This is a genomic window from Micromonospora sp. NPDC053740 (genome assembly GCF_040677775.1).
Taxonomy (GTDB): Bacteria; Actinomycetota; Actinomycetes; order Mycobacteriales; family Micromonosporaceae; genus Micromonospora; species Micromonospora alfalfae.
Map to the genome: position 1 here is coordinate 264,639 of NZ_JBFASO010000003.1, position 15,725 is coordinate 280,363.

Consider the following 15,725-nt stretch of genomic DNA (forward strand, 5'->3'; position numbering starts at 1 on the left):
CACAGGCTGTGGAGAAACCCTGTGTACGAGGCTGTGGACGCCTGGGGACGACCGTCAGGTTATCCACCGATCATCATCAACCTGTGCACGAGCTGTTGAAGGTTCTGGGGATGACGGCAATGGTGATCTTCCCCGCGATCCACAGGCTTGGGGAGAAAGTCGGTGGATTACCGGTGGACAACCGGTGGACAACGGTGGACAACCGGCCGTCGTCGCCGGGCTGTGGACACACGAGCCGGTTGTACCCCCGGTTCTCCACAGCTAAATCACCGGTGGATAACCTGTCTGACCTGCGCAGACCTCGGTTTTCCACAGTTTGCACAGGTGCGATGAAGACGATGAGTTATCTCTTCTAAGAGAACAAAAACCAATCATCACCGTTGGGCTTTCTGTGGATCGGGCCGAACGCTGTCGGATCAGCCGGTCAGCATCGACACGATCCATGGGGTCGGGCGCACAGCCGATGTCCCCGCGCCCTAAGGTGCGATGGGTACCCGCACGGTCGGGCGGGACGGTAGGCAGCGGTCGGCATGAGAGAGTTGTCGCTGACGTCGACGCGGAGGCATTGATGAAGTTCCGAGTAGAGCGCGACGCGCTCGCCGAGGCTGTGGCGTGGACCGCGAAAAGCCTGCCCAACCGGCCATCCGTACCGGTGCTCGCCGGGGTGATGCTCCGCGTCACCGACGGCAACCTGCGGGTCTCCGGGTTCGACTACGAGGTCTCCAGCCAGGTGACCGTCGAGGTGCAGGGCGACGCCGACGGCGCCGCGCTCGTCTCCGGCCGCCTGCTCGCCGAGATCACCAAGGCGTTGCCGGCCAAGCCTGTCGACATCGCCGCGGTCGGCGCGCATCTCGAACTGGTCTGCGGCAGCGCCCGGTTCACGCTGCCCACCATGCCGGTGGAGGATTACCCAGCGCTGCCCGAGATGCCGCAGAGCGCCGGCACAGTCGACGCCGCAGCGTTCGCCACCGCCGTGGCCCAGGTGGCCATCGCCGCCGGTCGCGACGAGACGCTGCCGATGATGACCGGTGTCCGCGTCGAGCTGTCGGGCAACACCCTGTCGATGCTCGCCACCGACCGGTACCGGTTGGCGCTGCGCGAGATCCAGTGGCGGCCGGACGACCCCGAGGTGAGCATCAACGCCCTGGTGCCCGCCCGCACCCTGAACGACACCGCCAAGGCCCTCGGCCCGCTGGGCGGCGAGGTCACGCTCGCCCTCGCCCAGGGCGCTGCCGGCGAGGGCATGGTCGGCCTCGCCGGCGGCACCCGACGTACCACCAGCCGGCTGCTCGACGGCGCCAACTACCCGCCGGTGCGGTCGCTCTTCCCGGCCACGCACAACGCCGCGGCCCGGGTGCCGGTCAGCACGCTGATCGAGGTGGTCAAGCGGGTCGCGCTGGTCGCCGAACGGACCACCCCGGTGCTGCTCAGCTTCAGCGCCGACGGCCTGGTGGTCGAGGCCGGCGGTTCCGAGGAGGCACGGGCCAGCGAGGCGATGGAGGCCACCTTCACCGGTGAGCCACTGACCATCGGCTTCAACCCGCAGTACCTCATCGACGGTCTGGCAAACCTGGGCGCTCAGACGGCCGTGCTCTCGTTCGTCGACGCCTTCAAGCCCGCGGTGATCTCACCCGCTGGCGAGGATGGCGAGGTCATTCCGGGGTACCGGTACCTCATCATGCCGATCCGCGTCTCGCGCTGATCGCGCCCAGCAACACCAGATCCACGGAGGTAGAAACACATGCAGCTCGGCCTGGTAGGACTCGGCCGTATGGGCGGCAACATGCGGGAGCGGTTGCGTTCGGCCGGGCACGAGGTGGTCGGCTTCGACCACAACGCGCAGATCAGCGACGTCACGACCATCGCGGGCCTGGCAGAGAAGCTTGAGTCGCCGCGCGCGGTCTGGGTCATGGTGCCCGCCGGTGTCACCGACGCCACCATCGACGAGCTCGCCGAGGTGCTCGGCGAGGGCGACATCATCATCGACGGCGGCAACTCGCGCTTCAGCGACGACGCGCCCCGTGCGGAGCGGCTCCACCAGCGGGGCATCGGCTACCTGGACGTCGGGGTCTCCGGCGGCGTCTGGGGCCGGCAGAACGGCTACGGGCTGATGGTCGGTGGCGCCCAGGAGCACGTGGACCGCCTGATGCCGATCTTCAACGCGCTCAAGCCCGAGGGTGAGTTCGGCTTCGTGCACGCCGGCCCTGTCGGTGCGGGCCACTACTCGAAGATGGTGCACAACGGCATCGAGTACGGCCTGATGCACGCCTACGCCGAGGGCTACGAGCTGATGGCCGCCTCGGAGCTGGTGACCAACGTGCCGGGCGTCATCAAGTCCTGGCGGGAGGGCACTGTCGTCCGTTCCTGGCTGCTCGACCTGCTGGACCGGGCGCTCGACGAGGACCCGGAGCTGGCCGATCTGAGCGGCTACACGGAGGACACCGGCGAGGGCCGGTGGACGGTGGACGAGGCGGTCCGGCTTGCGGTGCCGCTGAACGTCATCACCGCTTCGTTGTTCGCCCGGTTCGCCTCGCGGCAGGACGACTCGCCCGCCATGAAGGCTGTCTCCGCGCTGCGTCAGCAGTTCGGTGGCCACGCCGTCCACAAGCGCTGAGCGGTATCCACAACCTGTGTACGTTCACCGGCTGGAACTGGTCGACTTCCGCTCGTACGAGCGGGTGGCCGTCGACCTCCAGCCGGGGGCGAACGTCCTGATCGGCGCCAACGGCGTCGGCAAGACCAACCTCGTCGAGGCGCTGGGCTATGTGGCGACCCTGGACTCGCACCGGGTCGCCACCGATGCGCCTCTGGTTCGGATGGGCGCCACGTCCGCAGTGATCCGCTGCGCTGTGGTGCACGACGGCCGTGAACTCCTCGTCGAGCTGGAGATCGTGCCCGGCAAGGCCAACAGGGCCCGACTGGGCCGCTCACCGGCGCGGCGGGCCCGGGACGTGCTCGGGGCGCTCCGGCTGGTGCTGTTCGCCCCGGAGGATCTTGAGCTGGTCCGGGGTGATCCGTCGGAGCGCCGCCGCTACCTGGACGACCTGCTGGTCAACAGGCAGCCCCGGTTCGCGGGTGTGCGGGCCGACTACGAGCGGGTCGTGAAGCAGCGCAACGCCCTGCTGCGCACCGCGTACCTGGCTCGCAAGACCGGTGGCTCCAGGGGTGGCGACCTCGGCACCCTCGCGGTCTGGGACACCCACCTGGCCCAGCACGGGGCGGAGCTGCTCGCCGGCCGCCTGGAGCTGGTGGCCGCGCTCACCCCGCACGTGGCCAAGGCGTACGACGCGGTGGCCGCCGGTCGGGGTGCGGCGAGCATCACCTACCGGCCCTCGATCGAGCTGGTCGAGCCGACCACCGATCGGGCCGCGCTGGCCGAGGCGCTGACGGCGGCCCTGGCCGCGTCCCGCTCCGCCGAGATCGAGCGGGGCACCACCCTGGTTGGCCCACACCGCGACGAGTTGGCGCTGAGCCTCGGCCCACTGCCCGCCAAGGGGTACGCCAGCCACGGCGAGTCGTGGTCGTTCGCCCTCGCGTTGCGGCTGGCCGGGTACGACCTGTTGCGGGCCGACGGCATCGAGCCGGTGCTGGTCCTCGACGATGTCTTCGCGGAGTTGGACACCGGCCGCCGGGAGCGGTTGGCGGAGCTGGTCGGCGGGGCGAGTCAGCTGCTGGTCACCTGCGCGGTGGACGATGACGTGCCGGCCGCCCTGCGCGGCACCCGCTACCAGGTCGGCGAAGGGACGGTACGCCGTGTCGGATGAGCCAGGCAGCAAACGACCAGCGGCCGGCGACGGTCCTGCTGCGCGTACCCCGAAGGCGGCGGAGGGATCGGCGGGCGGTGAGCCGGCGGCGGCCGCCAGCGGGCCGGAGCTGGCCCGGGCGGTGCTCGACGCGGCGCTGTCCCGACGGCAGGCGGCGGCCCGCGCCCGGCGTACTCCCGGGGGCGGTGACGCTGCCGGCGGCGGCTCGGGGCGGCGGTTGCGCGGTTACTCCGGCCCCGGCCCCGACCCGCGCGATCCACAGCCGCTCAGTGCCGTGCTGAACCGGCTGGTGAAGGCGCGCGGCTGGCAGCAGCCGGCCGCCGAGGCCACGGTGTTCGGCGCCTGGGAGCGGGTCGTCGGCGCGGAGGTCGCGCAGAACAGTCGCCCGGTGAAGTTGGAGAACGGCGAGCTGACAGTGGAGGCGCGCTCGACCGCCTGGGCCACCCAGCTGCGGCTGCTCGCCGGCTCGCTGCTCAAGCAGATCGCCAGCGAGGTCGGGCACAACGTGGTGCGCAAGCTGCACATCCACGGCCCCGCCGCGCCCTCCTGGGGGAAGGGCCCGCGGCGGGTACGCGGCCGGGGTCCGCGCGACACGTACGGCTGAGCGGGCCGTTCAGCCGCGCCGGTCGGCCTCACGGGCTGCCCGCTTGCGTTCCCGCTGCTCCCGGGTGAAGCGTTTGCGTTCGGCCAGGTCGCGTTTCCACGCCTCGCGGGCCTCGGCCGAGCCGCCCTGCACAGCGCCCTGGACACCCTCGGCCGGGCCGGCGAGGTGCCGGAAGGCCCAACGCATCAATCGGCCGCCCTCGCCCGGGCCCCTGGTGATCGCGCCGTCCTCGCTCATCTGCCGCCCTCTTCCCCGCGTCGCCTCGCCGGTTCTCGTCCATCGCACGAGCAGACCTTTGGGGCACCAATGGTTGGTGTACAAATGATCGGTACGATAGTCACCGTGCGGAGAGAGGGCAACCGATGAGCGAACGACCTGACGGCGTCGACCCGCTGGCCCTGGAGCAGCAGGTCTGCTTCGCCCTCTCGGTGGCCGCGCGCAGCGTGGTGGCCGTCTACCGGCCGCTGCTGGAGCCGATGGGGCTGACCCATCCGCAGTACCTGGTGATGTTGGCGCTCTGGCAGCACGCGCCGTTGTCCGGTCGCGACCTCAGTCGCCTGCTCCAGCTCGACCCGGGCACGCTGTCACCCCTGCTCAAGCGGCTGGAGACGGCCGGCTACCTGCGCCGGGAACGCGACCCGAGCGACGAGCGCAGCCTCGCCGTCACCCTCACCGCCAGCGGTGCGGAGCTGCGGAGTCAGGCCGAGCTGATCCCGGCCGCGATCGTGCAGCGGCTCGGGCTGCCCGTCGAGGACCTGCAACACCTGCACGCGGTGCTCACGCAGCTGATCGCGGCCGCCAACCGACCAGGCGCGTCGGAGAATGACGCGGCGGCTCAGACGTCGGCGTAGACGGCGAACCCGCGCTCGGCGCAGCGCCTGTAGAACGCGGCCAGCACGCCCAGCTCCGCGCAGGTGAAGTTCCACTGCGGCGGAGCACCGCTCTCGTCGCGCAGCGCGTCGAGCCGGCTTTCCAGCCAGCGCAGCTGCTGCTCGGCCAACCGACCGTCGCCGAGCAGGGAGCGCAGCACGATGCTCACCGACTCGAAGGTGACCGCCTCGCCTGTCGCGCGGTGCGCGGCCACGAACCGTTCGATGCCGCTCGCGATCCAGGAGCAGCCGTCCGGATCGATCACCGGGTCCTCGTCCTCGGCTGCGGCGTCTGTGGCGTACAACACACCTTCGAGGCCGAGAAGCAGATCCACCAACTCGGTGTAGGCGGTCGCCCGGATGGTGCCGGTCTTCGCGATCAGCTCGGCCAACGCCGCTGTCGGCGCGGAGATGCGCGGCAGGTCGACGATCTCGCCGAAGTCGACGAACTCGGCCGGCGCGACCGGATCGTAGAAGCGGCCGGTCCGCGGCCAGTGCACCGCGACGTTGTCCAGCCCCATCTGTCACCTCTTAAAGAGCACGTGTCGGGTCGATCGGGTCGATCGTCCCGGTTCCGGCCGGTAAAGATCAAGCCTGGTTCCGGAGCGCCGCAAACGTACGGCACTGACGCTTCGGCCGCGACCCCCGACCCGCCCGAGCGCGGGTCAACCCGTTCGGGGACGGCGCGTGCGATCGGACCGTGGCGTGTGGGGGGAGTCGCGGGCAATGGGGTTCTGCCGGCTACGGACTTCTCAGCCGCCTCGCTGAGGGTGCCGAGTGGTGGTTCTGTCCCCCGCGCACAGTAGGATTGACAGCGAGACGAAGACCCGGTGCGGGAGTGGGACGGGGCCGGTGGCCCAGATTCATTCTCCACGTCGGGTCGAGCCGATCGCGATCCGCGGGCAACCGCGGCGACCGGCGCGTTCGACCCGCTGTCCGGAGTTCTCCGGCGCCGGTCCGCGCGCGCCGACGTCGCGTCCTGTCCGCCGAACCCGCGCCCGACGCGCCCTACCGGCGCGGCTGACGCGAGAAAGTGGCCGAGGGTGGCAGCGCAGGACAAGCAGGAGTACGGCGCAGAGTCGATCACCGTTCTCGAGGGGCTGGAGGCCGTTCGCAAGCGGCCCGGTATGTACATCGGGTCCACCGGCGAGCGCGGTCTGCACCACCTCGTCTGGGAGGTCGTCGACAACGCGGTCGACGAGGCGCTGGCCGGATACTGCGACACCATCGACGTGGTGCTGCTTGCCGACGGCGGCGTCCGGGTCACCGACAACGGCCGTGGTTTCCCCGTCGACCTCCACCCGAAGCTCAAGAAGCCGGGTGTCGAGGTCGCGTTGACCATCCTGCACGCGGGTGGCAAGTTCGACGGCAAGGCGTACGCGGTCTCCGGTGGTCTGCACGGCGTCGGTGTCTCCGTGGTGAACGCGCTCTCCACCAAGATGTTCGTCGAGATCCACAAGTCCGGCTCCGTGTGGCGGCAGCACTACACCAACTCCAAGCCGAGCCCGCTGGAGAAGGGCGAGGCCACCGACCGCACCGGCTCGGCGGTCTCCTTCTGGCCCGACCCCGACGTCTTCGAGACCGTCGACTTCGACTTCCAGACCATCTACCGGCGCCTGCAGGAGATGGCCTTCCTCAACCGCGCCCTGCGCATCCACCTGCTCGACGAGCGGGTGGCCGAGGAGGAGGACGGCCGGCAGCGCGAGGTCACCTTCTACTACGAGGGCGGCATCGCGGACTTCGTCCGGCACCTCAACGCCTCGAAGAGCCCGATCCACAAGACAGTGGTCGAGTTCGAGGCCGAAGAGGAGGGCATGTCCCTCGAGATCGCCATGCAGTGGAACGAGTCGTACGGCGAGTCGGTCTACACCTTCGCCAACACGATCAACACCCACGAGGGCGGCACCCACGAGGAGGGCTTCCGGTCCGCGCTGACCAGCGTGGTCAACCGGTACGGCACCGACAAGAAGCTGCTCAAGGGCGACGAGAAGCTCTCCGGCGAGGACATCCGCGAAGGGCTCGCGGCGATCATCTCGGTCAAGCTGGCCAACCCGCAGTTCGAGGGTCAGACCAAGACCAAGCTGGGCAACACCCCGGTGAAGAGCTTCGTGCAGCGGGTCTGCAACGACCGGCTGGTCGACTGGTTCGACCGCAACCCGGCCGAGGCCAAGATGATCATCACGAAGGCGTCCCAGGCGGCCCGCGCCCGGATCGCCGCCCAGCAGGCGCGCAAGCTGGCCCGGCGTAAGTCGCTGCTGGAGTCCGGCTCGATGCCGGGCAAGCTGGCCGACTGCCAGTCGACCGACCCCCGCGAGTCCGAGGTGTTCATCGTCGAGGGCGACTCGGCCGGCGGCTCGGCCAAGCAGGGTCGCGACCCACGGACCCAGGCGATCCTGCCGATCCGCGGCAAGATCCTCAATGTGGAGAAGGCCCGGATCGACCGGGTGCTGAAGAACAACGAGGTCCAGGCGCTGATCACCGCGCTGGGCACCGGCATCCACGACGACTTCGACATGGAGAAGCTGCGGTACCACAAGGTGGTGCTGATGGCCGACGCGGACGTCGACGGCCAGCACATCCAGACGCTGCTGCTCACCCTGCTGTTCCGCTTCATGCGTCCGCTGGTCGAGATGGGGAACGTCTACCTGGCCGCCCCGCCGCTCTACAAGATCAAGTGGAACAAGAAGGGCGACGACGCCCAGTACGCGTACTCCGACCGTGAGCGGGACGGCCTGATCGCGCTGCGCCAGCAGAAGAAGCCGAACGCCAAGCCGGACGACATTCAGCGCTTCAAGGGCCTCGGCGAGATGAACTATCCCGAGCTGTGGGAAACCACTATGAACCCGGCGACGCGTACCCTGCGTCAGGTCACTCTCGACGACGCGGCGACCGCCGACGAGTTGTTCAGTGTGCTGATGGGTGAGGACGTCGAGGCGCGCCGGTCGTTCATCCAGCGCAACGCCAAGGACGTGCGGTTCCTGGACATCTGACGGACTGCGCCGGATCGGTCGGGCACTGCCCGGCCGATCCGGCGGTCCACAGAGTTATCCACAGCTTGGCCGGTATCCACAGCCGTTATCCACAGCACGAAAACGACTCTGAGTCTGATAAGGGTATACAGTGACCGATTCTCCCGAGTCCACACCGAACGAGCCCGAGGTTCCCGCCGAGGCCATCGCCGCGGTGGTCGCGCACGACCGGATCGAACCGGTCGGGCTCGAGGTGGAGATGCAGCGCTCCTACCTCGACTACGCGATGAGCGTCATCGTCGGTCGCGCGCTGCCGGACGTCCGGGACGGCCTCAAGCCGGTCCACCGCAAGATCCTCTACGCGATGTTCGACTCCGGCTACCGTCCGGACCGCGGCTACGTGAAGTGCTCCCGTGTCGTCGGTGACGTGATGGGTCAGTTCCACCCGCACGGCGACTCGGCGATCTACGACGCGCTGGTCCGGATGGCGCAGCCCTGGTCGCTGCGCTACCCGCTGGTCGACGGCAACGGCAACTTCGGCTCGCCGGGTAACGACCCGGCCGCCGCCATGCGATACACCGAGTGCAAGCTCGACCCCCTCGCCATGGAGATGCTGCGGGACATCGACGAGGACACCGTCGACCTGCAGGACAACTACGACGGCCGGGCCAAGGAGCCCACCATCCTGCCGTCGCGGATCCCCAACCTCCTGGTGAACGGCTCCGAGGGCATCGCGGTCGGCATGGCCACCAAGATCCCGCCGCACAACCTGCGGGAGATCGGCGCGGCGGTGCAGTGGTGCCTGGAGCACCCGGAGGAGGACGAGGAGACCACCCTCGAAGCCCTGCTCGGCATCGTCAAGGGCCCGGACTTCCCGACCCACGGCCTGATCGTCGGCACCACAGCGATCCAGGACGCGTACCGCACGGGCCGCGGCTCGATCCGGATGCGCGCCGTGGTGGAGGTCGAGGAGGACAAGCGGGGCCGCCCCTGCCTGGTCGTCAGCGAGCTGCCCTACCAGGTCAACCCGGACAACCTCGCCGAGCGGATCGCCGAGCTGATCAAGGAGGGCAAGCTCGCCGGGATCGCCGACATCCGCGACGAGTCCTCCGGTCGTACCGGCATGCGGATCGTGCTGGTGCTCAAGCGCGACGCGGTCGCGAAGGTCGTGCTGAACAACCTCTACAAGCACACCCAGCTCCAGGAGACCTTCGGCGCCAACATGCTGGCCCTGGTCGACGGCGTGCCGCGCACGCTCAACCTGGCCCAGTTCATCCGCTACTACGTCGAGCACCAGATCGACGTGATCCGCCGGCGGACCGCGTTCCGGCTGCGCAAGGCCGAGGAGCGGGCGCACATCCTGCGCGGCCTCGGTAAGGCGCTGGACGCGCTGGACGAGGTGATCGCCCTGATCCGGCGCTCTCCGACAGTGGACGACGCCCGGCAGGGCCTGATCCGGCTGCTGGAGATCGACGAGATCCAGGCGACCGCGATCCTGGACATGCAGCTGCGCCGGCTCGCCGCCCTGGAGCGTCAGCGGATCGTCGACGACCTGGCGAAGCTCGAGATCGAGATCGCCGACCTCAAGGACATCCTCGCCAAGCCCGAGCGGCAGCGGAAGATCGTCTCGGAGGAGCTGGGCGAGATCGTCACCAAGTGGGGCGACGACCGCCGGACGCAGATCATCCCGTTCGACGGCGAGGTCTCCATGGAGGACCTCATCGCCCGCGAGGACGTGGTCGTCACGATCACCCGCACCGGGTACGCCAAGCGGACCAAGGTCGATCTGTACCGCTCGCAGCGGCGCGGCGGCAAGGGTGTCAGTGGCGCCACGCTGCGGCAGGACGACATCGTCAGCCACTTCTTCGTCTGCTCGACCCACGACTGGATCCTGTTCTTCACGAACAAGGGCCGCGTCTACCGGGCCAAGGCGTACGAGTTGCCGGAGGCCAGTAGGGTAGCCAAGGGCCAACACGTGGCCAATCTGCTTGCCTTCCTACCCGACGAGCAGATAGCGCAGATCATTGAGATCCCGAACTACCAGGTAGCCCCCTATCTGGTACTGGCCACGAAGAACGGCCTGGTGAAGAAGACGCGGCTCGAGGAGTTCGACTCCAACCGTTCCGGCGGCATCATCGCGATCAACCTGCGCGATGAGGACGAGCTGGTCGGTGCTGCGCTGGTTGCGCCGGAGAACGACCTGCTGCTGGTCTCGAAGAAGGCGCAGGCGATCCGGTTCAACGCCTCGGACGAGGCGTTGCGGCCGATGGGCCGGGCCACCTCGGGTGTGATCGGCATGCGCTTCACGGACGACGACGTCCTGCTCGCCATGGAAGTCGTGCGGGAAGGTTTGGACGTGCTGGTGGCCACGAACGGGGGATACGCGAAGCGAACCCCGATCGAGGAATACCCGGTGCAGGGCCGGGGAGGTAAGGGCGTGTTGACTGCAAAGATCACCGAACGGCGCGGCGGTCTGGTTGGCGCGGTGGTGATCGATCCGGACGACGAGCTGTTCGCGATCACCAGCAACGGTGGTGTCATTCGGACTCCGGTGAAGCCTGTACGCCGTACGCGTGACCGGAACACAATGGGGGTCAAGCTGATGGACCTCCCGGACGGCGTGACTATCGTGGCGATTGCTCGCAATGCCGACGAGCCTGACGAACAGGACTAGTTGAATGACGGAGACACAGGCGAAGTCGGGGAACACGGGGACCTCGGCCAAACCGGTCGACGAGGAGGCCGCCAAGGGCGGCACACCAGCGACCGGCCGCGCGGCCGTGGGCCGGGCGACGGTCCCCGCCGACGCGCCTGCCCCGAAGTTCACCAGGGCTCCAGGCATGACACCCCCGCCGGAGCAGCCGGGCGAAGATGGCGAGTCCGGCGACAAGACCGAGGCGTCCAGCGCCGAGGCGCCGACGTCGGCCGCCGCCAGCCCTCCGGGTCCGGCGGCGGCACCCCCGGCACGTCCGGCGACCACCCAACCGATCGGTCTCCGGCCCGGTCAGGCGGCGTCAACCGGGTCCACCGGCACCCAGCCGCGGATCACACCCGGGATGACCCAGCCGCAGCCTGACGCGGCGCGGGCGACCGCCACTGCCGGCCGCCCGGCCAGCGGCGGTGGCCTCCCACCGGGGATCGGCAACGCGTCCGCCGTCGGCGCAGCCCGCGTCGGTGACGCGGTGCGTGCGGCGCGTACGTCGGTCAGTTCGGCCGCCTCCCGCGGGCCGCGTCGGGCCCGGCTGAACCTCAAGCGGATCGATCCGTGGTCCGTGATGAAGTTCGCATTCGCGGTGTCGGTGGTGCTCTTCATCGTCGTGGTGGTGGCCACCTCGGTGCTCTACCTGGCGCTGGACGCGATGGGCGTGTTCCAGAGCGTCAACGAGAGCCTGAGCGATCTGGTCAACGCCGGCGGTGGGCAGAGCACCAGCGGCTTCCAGATCACCGCCAAGGGCGTGATTCTCAGCTCGGCGCTGATCGGCCTGGTCAACGTGGTGCTGTTCACCGCGCTGGCCACCCTTGGCGCGTTCGTCTACAACGTCTGCGCCGACCTGGTCGGCGGGATCGAGCTGACCCTCGCCGAGCGGGACTGAGTGACCGGGACGCCGGGGCACCGCGGAATGCGGTCGCTCCGGCGTCCCGTACTCGGGTAGGTTTTGCAGGCGACGACGGGCCTGGCTCGCAAGCTCGGACCCCGATTTGGGGCCGGCGGAGCGGATGGGTTAATCTTGCTCGTCGCAACGCGGGGCTATAGCTCAGTCGGTTAGAGCGCAGAGCTGATAACTCTGAGGTCGATGGTTCGATTCCATCTAGCCCCACCGCATGTCGTCCGACGGTAGTCGAGCGCGAGGGGTCGCCCCATGTTCAAGAAGCTGCTGATTCTGGCTGGCGTCGTCGGTGTGGCCGCCGTCGTGTTCAACAAGATCAAGGCGTCGAACGACGAGCGTGCCCTGTGGCACGAGGCGACGACCGCGCCCGACCTGCGCTGACGCTCGGCCTGGCGACGAGCGATCGTCGCCAGGGCCACCCACGGGGCCCTAGCTCAACTGGCAGAGCACTGCCTTTGCAAGGCAGGGGTTAGGGGTTCGAGTCCCCTGGGCTCCACCAGCACTTTCTCTGGTTGATCTCGGTCCGAGTACAGCCAAGGCGGTCACACCGTCCCCTCCTCGCCCAGTACACGGTCGATGGCTGAGGCAAGCTCCGCGCGGCAGCCGGGCTGGACTGGCTGCATCTGCACGACCTGCGGCACGCCTTCGCCACGTTCCTCCTGGACCAGGACGAGGAGCTGCGGACCGCGGGCTCGTCATGCTTGCTAAAAGCGCCGGTTGACATTCCGCGGCTCCATAGCCGTGCCGATGGTGCTGGCGAAGACCAGGCCCAGATCCGACCACACCTCCCGGGCGCGAGCCGTTCCTTGGCTTGGCGCACGTGCTGTACCTCCAACGCCCGGACGGCCAGAGCCGGCAGCGGACGGGCCGACCGGTGCATCTTCGGTGGCACGAACGCCAACCCGTGATCCGTTCGCTGGAGCGTCTGCCGAACGAACAGCGCCCTGCCCTGCAGGTCGACATCCGACCACCGCAGGCCCAGCAGTTCAGCTCGCCGCAGCCCGGTCGCCAGCGCCAGGACGAACAGCGACTCCAACCGGTCCCCGGTCAACACCGACAGCAGCGTCTTGGCTTCCTCGGGCGTCAGGGCACGTCGCTCGGTCCTGCAGAGGGTCGGCGGGCTGGCGGCGCAAGCGCCAGCATCGGCCGGCGCGCCGGCCGATAGTTGCAGGCTGCGCCAGGACCCAAGACCGATTCCTCCGGCGGGGATCTTCGACAGAGATGGGCTTCAGGCAGAGGAGCGGTTCACCCTTCCCCGTGCGCTACGGTGCTCGCTGTGATCCGGCAAACCATGGCGGCCTCCGTAGATAAGCCGAGCGAGGTCGAGGCGGCTGAGGCTTGGCTGAACGCCAACCGAGACTCACTGGCCTACGCCGAAGAGGAAGGCGGCTGCGGCTGCTGCGTCCGGGCCTGGAACTTGGAGGGGCCTGCCGAGATATTGGCGACAATTCCCTACGAGGTCTCGGCTTCCTCCGACTGGGATACGCCCTAGCCGCTCCCTGGGACCAGACGGACGGGTATGCGGCGGGTCGAAGGTCGAGAGCGGGCCGGGCCGCGCCGCGACAGCAATGTGATCTGCTCTCACCACAGCATCACGAACGCGCTCTACTCCAGAGTCCCCCTTGAGACCAACCGGTCATCATGCTCGGGGAGGCCCCAGATCGCCGTCGCGTCGTTGTAACTCAGGTCGGTCTCCGCCCACAACGGCGTTGCGGACACGATGAACCAGTCATGGCTGCGGGAAAGCATGTAGAGGCTCCATCGCGGATCATGCTCCAGCTGGTGCAGCTCGCTCAGTCGAGCCCAGTCATCCTGCGGGGCGCGGCGTAGCGAGAGGCCACGCAACACGAACGGCATGCAGACGTACTGAACCGACTGGAACAGCACCTCCAGGCGGTTTTGGCCCGTCATCTGGGATCGGTCTGACTGGAGCCACACCTGCGTGTGCGTCCTCGCAACACGGGTGATCTGAAAGAGCCGATCTGGCGCTTCTAGCGATAAGGCGGTGTAAATGTCGGCCATCTTGGCACTCTCACCCGCCTCTCCCTCGGTGACGTTGATCGACTGTACAGCCATCCGTACACCCGATCGATGGCTGAGGCAGCCTTACGAGCCCGACGGCAAGACGTGGCCGTAGGTGTCGGCCGGCATCCGGATCGTGGAGTGCCCAAGCAGTTCCATCACTGTTCGCATTTTTTTGCCCTGGTCGAGCAGGAACGTGGCGAAGGCGTGCCGCAGGTAGTGCAGGTGCAGCCAGTCCAGCCCGGCCGCAGCGCGGAGCTGCTCGAAGCGCCGGTTGACGTTTAGCGGTTCCATCGCGGTGCCGATGGTGCTGGCGAAGACCGGGCCCAGATCCGACCACACATCCGCGGCGGCGAGCCGGTCAGACGACCTGTAGATCGAGCCCGCTCTCGGGCCGTAGGAACGTCGCCGTGAACGTCATCGAACGTTCCGCTATGGCTGCTTCCACAGCAATCGTCTCCGTGCCGGCGAGGTGCACCTCAACCGGCGCGCTGCTCTGCCAGTCCAGATGAGCCCGTACCACATGCCGGCCGGGCGCTACGTCGACGCTCTGGACGGCTCCACGCTTCAGGCGTGCCACGACTTGCCCATCAATCTCGACCTTGATGCGGCGCAGAAGGCCACCAGCGTCCAAGGCGCGACGAACGGCGATCCTCGGCATGGTGGTTCCACCCCTTCACTCAGAACTTCAGTGTTCCTAGTGCCCGCTATTTCATGGTCTGTCTTCGGCCGTCCGGCACCAGCGGAGGCAGCGGAATCCTCTACGACATCTACTTCATCGGTAGCTGATCAGCCACTCGGCGTTGTGCGCGATTCAACGGGTCAGCAGAGCGCACTGCGGTGCCTGCCTTGGGTGGTGAATGCGTTGGCAGATCATCAGCGCGACACGGACAGCTGTCGGTATTCGCCGTCGGTTGGCAGTCCAATCAAATGGCAGATAGAAGTAGTGCAAGGCGCCGAGGTGTCGGCGCCAGCGCTATGGCTCTGGGGTATGAATATGACTCTGAGGTATACCGCTCTTTGGCATCTGCCCCCGAAGCCGCCGGAGCCGGGCCGGAGCACCCGGAGCCGACAGCGCGGTCAGGCCGGCGGAGTGAGCGGGACGGTCTCGCCACGGGCGATGGTGCGTACTTGCTTTGCCCAGCCACGACGGCGGGCCTCGTCGACGAAGTGCGCCAGCGGGGAGCGGAAGACCGGGTAGTCGTCGTAGTGGATCGGCACGGTCAGCTGCGGACTGATCAGCTCCACCAGGTCCGCACCCTGGCGGGCGTCCATGGTGAGCAGGATCCCGGCGATCTTCGTGCCGCCAAGATGGATCAGCATCGCGTCGATGTCCGGGTAGCGTTCGGGGATGGCGGTGAGTTGTGGCCGGTTGAGGGTGTCGCCGGTGACGTAGAGCCGGAACTCCCGCCGCCCGGAGCGTTCCACGTCGATCATCGTGCCCATCACGTCGGGCATCAGCAGGTCCAGTGCGCCCGGGCCGTGCTGCCCGGGCATCGAGGTCAGCCGCACTGTCGTACCGTCGCGGTGCAGCTCTCGCGACGACCAGGTCGGCAGGCCCTGGGCGGCCTGGAAGCCCCAGCGGCGCAGCTTGCGTTCCGCCGCGGGGGTGGTGACGATGGGCAGCTCACGGTCCAGTTCCCGACGGGCCACCCGGTCGAAGTGGTCACCGTGCAGGTGGGAGAGGACCACCGCGTCCAGTTCTGGGAGTTGGGCGATCCGCAGCGCCGGGTCCGTGCGTCGGCGCGACCACAACCCCTTGCCCAGGTACGCCCGCTGACCCCGATGCAGGAAGTTCGGGTCGGTCAACAGGGTGAAGCCGCCGATCCGCAGCACCGTCGTCGCGGTACCGATGAACGTCACCTGCGGTTGCTCCGCCATCGTGCCCA

At 68.4% G+C, this 15,725-nt stretch carries 16 protein-coding genes and 2 tRNA genes; 11 read left to right on the top strand and 7 right to left on the bottom strand.

From position 1 onward, the window contains the following. Positions 1-568: 568 nt before the first annotated feature. From dnaN to AB0K35_RS10065, 4 genes are read left to right on the top strand one after another with little or no spacing between them, the layout of a single operon-like run. Positions 569-1,702, top strand: coding sequence for a DNA polymerase III subunit beta (gene dnaN / locus AB0K35_RS10050; RefSeq protein WP_238669635.1), 1,134 nt, complete (start codon positions 569-571; stop codon positions 1,700-1,702). A 39-nt stretch (positions 1,703-1,741) separates the two neighbouring features. Continuing rightward, on the top strand, positions 1,742-2,614 hold the full coding sequence (gene gnd / locus AB0K35_RS10055; RefSeq protein WP_238669636.1) for a phosphogluconate dehydrogenase (NAD(+)-dependent, decarboxylating): 873 nt from the start codon (positions 1,742-1,744) through the stop codon (positions 2,612-2,614). A 16-nt stretch (positions 2,615-2,630) separates the two neighbouring features. Next, on the top strand, positions 2,631-3,764 hold the full coding sequence (gene recF, locus AB0K35_RS10060) for a DNA replication/repair protein RecF (protein WP_363884770.1): 1,134 nt from the start codon (positions 2,631-2,633) through the stop codon (positions 3,762-3,764). Then, entirely contained in the window at positions 3,754-4,368 is a 615-nt protein-coding gene (locus tag AB0K35_RS10065) for a DciA family protein (protein WP_357268038.1), read from the top strand. The genes recF and AB0K35_RS10065 overlap by 11 nt, the downstream gene beginning before the upstream one ends. Positions 4,369-4,377: 9 nt before the next feature. Here AB0K35_RS10065 and AB0K35_RS10070 read toward each other — a convergent pair whose 3' ends face one another. Then, entirely contained in the window at positions 4,378-4,605 is a 228-nt protein-coding gene (locus AB0K35_RS10070; protein WP_238669639.1) for a hypothetical protein, read from the bottom strand. 125 nt (positions 4,606-4,730) lie between these two features. On the opposite strand from AB0K35_RS10070, the gene AB0K35_RS10075 reads away from it, so the two are divergent. Then, positions 4,731-5,219: a MarR family transcriptional regulator gene (locus AB0K35_RS10075; protein WP_238669640.1), complete on the top strand. Its 489-nt coding sequence runs from the start codon at positions 4,731-4,733 to the stop codon at positions 5,217-5,219. Here the strand turns inward: AB0K35_RS10075 and AB0K35_RS10080 are convergent. Next, positions 5,204-5,758, bottom strand: a complete 555-nt coding sequence (locus AB0K35_RS10080) for a hypothetical protein (RefSeq protein ID WP_238669641.1) — start codon at positions 5,756-5,758, stop codon at positions 5,204-5,206. The two genes, AB0K35_RS10075 and AB0K35_RS10080, sit on opposite strands and share 16 nt — an antisense overlap. A gap of 522 nt (positions 5,759-6,280) precedes the next feature. Here AB0K35_RS10080 and gyrB point away from each other — a divergent pair. From gyrB to AB0K35_RS10110, 6 genes are all read left to right on the top strand, one after another. After that, a complete protein-coding gene (gene gyrB, locus AB0K35_RS10085; RefSeq protein ID WP_238669642.1) occupies positions 6,281-8,227 on the top strand; it encodes a DNA topoisomerase (ATP-hydrolyzing) subunit B in 1,947 nt (648 codons plus the stop codon). A gap of 130 nt (positions 8,228-8,357) precedes the next feature. After that, entirely contained in the window at positions 8,358-10,880 is a 2,523-nt protein-coding gene (gene gyrA, locus AB0K35_RS10090) for a DNA gyrase subunit A (RefSeq protein WP_238669643.1), read from the top strand. A 4-nt stretch (positions 10,881-10,884) separates the two neighbouring features. Next, a complete protein-coding gene (locus AB0K35_RS10095; protein ID WP_238669644.1) occupies positions 10,885-11,799 on the top strand; it encodes a DUF3566 domain-containing protein in 915 nt (304 codons plus the stop codon). A gap of 151 nt (positions 11,800-11,950) precedes the next feature. Continuing rightward, positions 11,951-12,024, top strand: a tRNA-Ile gene (locus AB0K35_RS10100). 42 nt (positions 12,025-12,066) lie between these two features. After that, positions 12,067-12,195: a DLW-39 family protein gene (locus tag AB0K35_RS10105; RefSeq protein WP_209444550.1), complete on the top strand. Its 129-nt coding sequence runs from the start codon at positions 12,067-12,069 to the stop codon at positions 12,193-12,195. 42 nt (positions 12,196-12,237) lie between these two features. After that, a tRNA-Ala gene (locus AB0K35_RS10110) sits at positions 12,238-12,313 on the top strand. Here the strand turns inward: AB0K35_RS10110 and AB0K35_RS10115 are convergent. From AB0K35_RS10115 to AB0K35_RS10135, 5 genes are all read right to left on the bottom strand, one after another. Beyond that, entirely contained in the window at positions 12,284-12,868 is a 585-nt protein-coding gene (locus AB0K35_RS10115; RefSeq protein ID WP_363884774.1) for a tyrosine-type recombinase/integrase, read from the bottom strand. The two genes, AB0K35_RS10110 and AB0K35_RS10115, sit on opposite strands and share 30 nt — an antisense overlap. Before the next feature lie 551 nt (positions 12,869-13,419). Further along, positions 13,420-13,890: a hypothetical protein gene (locus AB0K35_RS10120; protein WP_363884776.1), complete on the bottom strand. Its 471-nt coding sequence runs from the start codon at positions 13,888-13,890 to the stop codon at positions 13,420-13,422. A 30-nt stretch (positions 13,891-13,920) separates the two neighbouring features. Beyond that, positions 13,921-14,130 (bottom strand): tyrosine-type recombinase/integrase, encoded by a 210-nt coding sequence (locus AB0K35_RS10125; protein WP_363884778.1) that lies wholly within the window; start codon positions 14,128-14,130, stop codon positions 13,921-13,923. A gap of 67 nt (positions 14,131-14,197) precedes the next feature. After that, positions 14,198-14,497 carry a hypothetical protein gene (locus AB0K35_RS10130; RefSeq protein WP_363884780.1) on the bottom strand — a complete coding sequence of 100 codons (300 nt, stop codon included), beginning with the start codon at positions 14,495-14,497 and terminating at the stop codon, positions 14,198-14,200. 419 nt (positions 14,498-14,916) lie between these two features. Next, complete coding sequence (locus AB0K35_RS10135; RefSeq protein ID WP_363884782.1) at positions 14,917-15,717, bottom strand: MBL fold metallo-hydrolase; 801 nt, start codon at positions 15,715-15,717, stop codon at positions 14,917-14,919. Positions 15,718-15,725 lie beyond the last annotated feature (8 nt).

What these genes read in the sequence shown, in the direction of transcription:
- AB0K35_RS10070 (WP_238669639.1), bottom strand. Translation starts at nt 4,605, where the DNA reads ATGAGCGAGGACGGCGCGATCACCAGGGGCCCGGGCGAGGGCGGCCGA.
- gnd (WP_238669636.1), top strand. Translation starts at nt 1,742, where the DNA reads ATGCAGCTCGGCCTGGTAGGACTCGGCCGTATGGGCGGCAACATGCGG.
- AB0K35_RS10075 (WP_238669640.1), top strand. Translation starts at nt 4,731, where the DNA reads ATGAGCGAACGACCTGACGGCGTCGACCCGCTGGCCCTGGAGCAGCAG.
- AB0K35_RS10125 (WP_363884778.1), bottom strand. Translation starts at nt 14,130, where the DNA reads ATGGAACCGCTAAACGTCAACCGGCGCTTCGAGCAGCTCCGCGCTGCG.
- AB0K35_RS10120 (WP_363884776.1), bottom strand. Translation starts at nt 13,890, where the DNA reads ATGGCTGTACAGTCGATCAACGTCACCGAGGGAGAGGCGGGTGAGAGT.
- AB0K35_RS10105 (WP_209444550.1), top strand. Translation starts at nt 12,067, where the DNA reads ATGTTCAAGAAGCTGCTGATTCTGGCTGGCGTCGTCGGTGTGGCCGCC.
- AB0K35_RS10095 (WP_238669644.1), top strand. Translation starts at nt 10,885, where the DNA reads ATGACGGAGACACAGGCGAAGTCGGGGAACACGGGGACCTCGGCCAAA.
- AB0K35_RS10080 (WP_238669641.1), bottom strand. Translation starts at nt 5,758, where the DNA reads ATGGGGCTGGACAACGTCGCGGTGCACTGGCCGCGGACCGGCCGCTTC.
- dnaN (WP_238669635.1), top strand. Translation starts at nt 569, where the DNA reads ATGAAGTTCCGAGTAGAGCGCGACGCGCTCGCCGAGGCTGTGGCGTGG.
- AB0K35_RS10135 (WP_363884782.1), bottom strand. Translation starts at nt 15,717, where the DNA reads ATGGCGGAGCAACCGCAGGTGACGTTCATCGGTACCGCGACGACGGTG.
- AB0K35_RS10130 (WP_363884780.1), bottom strand. Translation starts at nt 14,497, where the DNA reads ATGCCGAGGATCGCCGTTCGTCGCGCCTTGGACGCTGGTGGCCTTCTG.